Genomic DNA, 4,418 nt, shown 5'->3' on the forward strand with positions numbered 1-4,418 from the left:
TTTGTTGTAGATGTAAAGACCATAGGCCGCTACAATAACGAAGTAGATCATAAAAACTATGTAATCCTTCGTCTCTAATAAGTTGTGCTTCATTATGAAAATTTGGTTTAGAAAGCTAAATGTAGTAAAATCAGGAAATAATATACGTTATTTTAACGTTTTTAATTTTTCAATTTTTGTAGGATAGGTGATATTCGGAAATATAGCCTGAAAAATATTCTTTTTATCTATCATTTGGTAGCCGCCGCGAACGGGATCAAGCAATTTATATAGGAAATAATCTGGCTGGTGCGGACACCCGACAACAGCGGAAAAGATGCTGAAACAAGTTCAGCAAGACGGTTTACTATGGAATCTGCCTTTTATCCAGTGGCAGTGTCCTCAACGACTGAAATCAGCGGCATGTAAAATGTAATCTGGCTGGTGCAGGCACCAGCCAGTAAATCAATAACTGGGTTTTAGATGTATCGGTTGATGATATTTTCCAGATATTCTTGTCTACCACTGCGAACTTCCGGTTCACCATTTTCAGCAGCATAGTTTCTTAAATCTTCCAGACTCAGTTTACCTTGTTCAAAATCAGCACCTTTTCCTGAATCAAAAGAAGCATATCTTTCTGTTCTGATTTTTTTGTATTCAGATTTCTGAAGGATATTGTCGGCGGTGATCAAGGCACGCGCAAAAATGTCCATTCCACCAATGTGTGCATAGAAAAGATCTTTAGGATCAGTAGAATTACGACGAATTTTGGCATCGAAGTTTACACCACCACCTTGAAGGCCGCCACCTTCTAAAATGATCAACATTGATTCTGTAAGTTCATTAATATCATTAGGAAACTGATCCGTATCCCAGCCATTCTGGTAATCTCCGCGGTTAGCGTCGATAGAGCCTAATAAGCCATTATCTACGGCAACTTGTAGCTCATGTTGGAATGTATGCCCGGCCAATGTAGCGTGGTTAACCTCCAGGTTTAATTTGAAGTCGTTTAGTAAATCATATTGTTGTAGGAAACCTTTAACGGTTGCAGCATCATAATCATACTGGTGTTTAGAAGGTTCACAAGGTTTTGGCTCGATGAAGAAAGTTCCTTTAAAGCCTTGTTTACGTGCATAATCTTTTGCAGTATGCAGGAATTTAGCCAAATGCTCCTGCTCACGCTTCATGTTGGTATTAAGCAAGCTCATATAGCCTTCTCTTCCTCCCCAGAATACATAATTCTCTCCGCCAAGGGCGATGGTAGCATCTAAGGCAGCTTTAACCTGAGCCGCTCCATGAGCCAATACATGAAAATCAGGGTTGGTAGAAGCACCATTCATATAGCGCTTATGGCTAAACAAGTTGGCTGTTCCCCATAAAAGTTTAACGCCACTGTCGGCTTGTTTTTGTTTTGCATATTCAACAAGGGCTTGCAATCTGCGCTCGTTTTCTGCAATATCATCACCATAATCCACTACATCCACATCATGGAAACAATAGTACGGAATTTGCATTTTGGTAATAAACTCAAAGGCAGCATCCATTTTATCTTTTGCCCGTTCTACTGCATCTTTCTTTTCATCCCATGGGAAAACATGAGTTGCTCCTCCAAATGGATCGCCACCATTGCCATTGAAAGAATGCCAATACGAACAGGCAAATTTGAAGTGCTCATTCATGGTTTTACCTGCCACTACTTTGTTGGCATCGTACCATCTAAAGGCTAAAGGGTTATCACTTTCTAAGCCTTCATATTTAATTTGATCAATTCCTTTAAAAAACTCTTTAGTTCCTGTTATTACTTTACTCATGGTGTTTTTATTTTGAATTCTATTTTAATGCTTTATTTAATATTGTTTTCCATTCCTGATAAATGGGTTCATATGCTTCTTCGTTCTTCGGGGTATAGTGTTTAATAACCTCATGTTGCGTAAAGGCATCGGCAGCACTTTCGAATATTCCTGCACCTATTCCAGCCCCCAATGCTGCACCCACACTGCCATCATTTTCATAAAGTTCTACTGGAACGCCAGTCACATCAACAAAAGTTTGTGCAAATAAGTCGCTAAGAAAAAGATTAGCCCTGCCTGCACGAATTACTTTTGGTTCCATTCCGTTTTCTCTCATGATATCTAAACCGTATCTAAAAGAAAATGCAATTCCTTCTTGTACTGCCCTAAAAATATCCGATTGATTATGAACATTCAGATCTATTCCAATCAATTGAGCACCGGTATATTTATTATTTAACATGCGCTCGGCACCATTTCCAAAAGGAATAACCTTTAGTCCCTTACTACCAATGGGTGCCTTTTCGGCAAGCATATTGAGTTCAGCATAACTGGTTTGACTTGCGAACTGGTTCTTTGCCCAGCGATACATACTTCCGGTTCCATTGATACAAAGCAGCACACCGGTATGTTTTTCTTCTTTGGCATAGGTAACATGCGCAAAGGTATTCACTCTGGATTGTGGGTCGTAGTTTAGGTTATCGCTCACCCCATATATTACGCCAGAAGTACCTGCGGTTGCAGCCACCTCTCCTGGTTTTAATACATTTAATGAAAGGGCATTATTAGGTTGATCTCCCGATTTATAAGATACAGGAATGCCCGCACTGAGTCCTAAAGTAGTAGCCACATCTGCCCGGAGATTACCGTGAACAGAGAACAAGGGTTTTATAGCGGGAATTAAACTTTCGCTAAAGCCATAATGCTCCATCACTTCATGGGCCAGTTCATCAGTTTTGAAATTCCAAAAAATACCTTCCGATAATGCGGGGATACTGGTGGTAATCTCTCCGGTAAGCTTCATGGCAATAAAATCACCTGGAAGCATAATTTTCTCGATATGCTGATAATGCTCAGGCTCGTTCTGTTTAACCCAGGCTAGTTTAGACGCTGTAAAATTTCCGGGAGAGTTTAAGAGGTTGGCCAGGCATTTTTCATGTCCGATTGCATCAAAGGCTTTTTCGCCAAGTTCTACTGCCCTGCTATCGCACCAAATGATACTATCCCGCAGGGGTTGTTGCGCTTTATCAACTACAACCAATCCATGCATTTGATAAGCGATTCCTATGGCTTTAATTTCTTTAGGATCGAAACCACCAGCTTGATTAAGCTTTATAATGGCTTGCTGAGTATTTTCCCACCAGCCTAGCGGGGATTGTTCTGCCCAACCCGGCTGTACCGTTTTAATGTCTACTTCGGTTTCGGGGTATTGTGCTGTAGCTACGCTCTTTTGCGTGCGTACATCAACAACAGCCACTTTTATAGATGATGTGCCTACATCAATTCCCAATAAATACATGCTATATAAATCAATTTAATATCTGGTTATGCAAACGGTTGCATAAATATAGCGCTAAAAATGTAAAAGCCAAATTTTTTATCCTTTTAAGGAATTAGTTTGGTTGAATCCGGTATGGAATAGGTGTTTCCAACCCTGCAGTGAAATCCTTTGAATTGATTGTATATATAAATAGTTAGGCAATAATTTATATTTTTACCTGCAATCAATTTAGATAAAAATATGCAAGAGATAACCTGGGGCGATTTTGAAAAGGTTGAATTACGGGTAGGGACCATTTTAGAGGTTTTTGACTTTCCCGAAGCGAGAAAACCAGCCTATAAACTTAAGGTCGATTTTGGCCCCTTTGGCGTAAAGATGAGCAGTGCCCAAATCACCAAACACTATACTAAGGAAGAATTACCTGGGACACAGATTGTGGGGGTAACCAATTTTCCTAAGAAACAAATAGGCAAATTTATGTCTGAATTTTTGGTTACCGGTTTTGCCGATGAGGACGGAGATATTGTATTAACAGCTGTTCGCAGTAAGGTTCCAAACGGGAGTAAATTAATCTAATCAAAAGCGAATGAGCTTCTATAATTTCGACAACAACGATGCTGAGGCTGAAGATCAGCACTATATGAGGCTTGCACTAGCTGAGGCTGAAAAAGCACTGGCAGAAGAGGAGATTCCGATTGGTGCCATTGTAGTTTGTAAAAACAGGATCGTTGGACGTGGATACAATTTAACAGAACGTTTTAACGATGTAACGGCTCATGCAGAAATGCAGGCTTTTACTTCTGCAGCACAAACAATAGGCGGAAAGTACCTGAGAGATTGCACTTTATATGTAACCATTGAACCTTGCGTGATGTGTGCAGGCGCTAGCTATTGGACACAGATCAGTAGAATCGTATACGGAGCACGGGAAGAGAAAAGGGGATTTATTTCTAAAGGAGCCAATCTGCTACATCCTAAAACAGTGCTTAAAGGCGATGTATTAGCAGAGGAATGTGCCGCATTGATGAAGAATTTTTTCGCAAAGAGAAGGTGATTTAGTATCGAGTATCAAGACCGGCCGTTTTAACCACCTAAGGTGCCTAAGTACGTTTGGCGATCTGCTTTAAGCACCATAGGCTTCGGACCCC

The 4,418-nt window shown here is 40.4% G+C and carries 4 protein-coding genes; 2 read left to right on the forward strand and 2 right to left on the reverse strand.

The window, feature by feature from the left end; genetic code table 11:
* Positions 1–458 precede the first annotated feature (458 nt).
* Positions 459–1,790 (reverse strand): xylose isomerase, encoded by a 1,332-nt coding sequence (gene xylA / locus BMX11_RS16115; RefSeq protein WP_090886101.1) that lies wholly within the window; start codon positions 1,788–1,790, stop codon positions 459–461.
* Between the two features lie 19 nt (positions 1,791–1,809).
* On the reverse strand, positions 1,810–3,288 hold the full coding sequence (locus BMX11_RS16120) for a xylulokinase (protein WP_090886103.1): 1,479 nt from the start codon (positions 3,286–3,288) through the stop codon (positions 1,810–1,812).
* A 222-nt stretch (positions 3,289–3,510) separates the two neighbouring features.
* On the opposite strand from BMX11_RS16120, the gene BMX11_RS16125 reads away from it, so the two are divergent.
* Both BMX11_RS16125 and BMX11_RS16130 read left to right on the forward strand, forming a co-directional pair.
* Positions 3,511–3,846, forward strand: a complete 336-nt coding sequence (locus BMX11_RS16125) for a tRNA-binding protein (RefSeq protein WP_090886105.1) — start codon at positions 3,511–3,513, stop codon at positions 3,844–3,846.
* Positions 3,847–3,856: 10 nt separating this feature from the next.
* Positions 3,857–4,324: a nucleoside deaminase gene (locus BMX11_RS16130; protein WP_090886107.1), complete on the forward strand. Its 468-nt coding sequence runs from the start codon at positions 3,857–3,859 to the stop codon at positions 4,322–4,324.
* Positions 4,325–4,418: the final 94 nt, after the last annotated feature.

Origin of the sequence: Pedobacter rhizosphaerae (assembly GCF_900111155.1) — a bacterium.
In the GTDB taxonomy this organism is placed as follows: Bacteria; Bacteroidota; Bacteroidia; order Sphingobacteriales; family Sphingobacteriaceae; genus Pedobacter; species Pedobacter rhizosphaerae.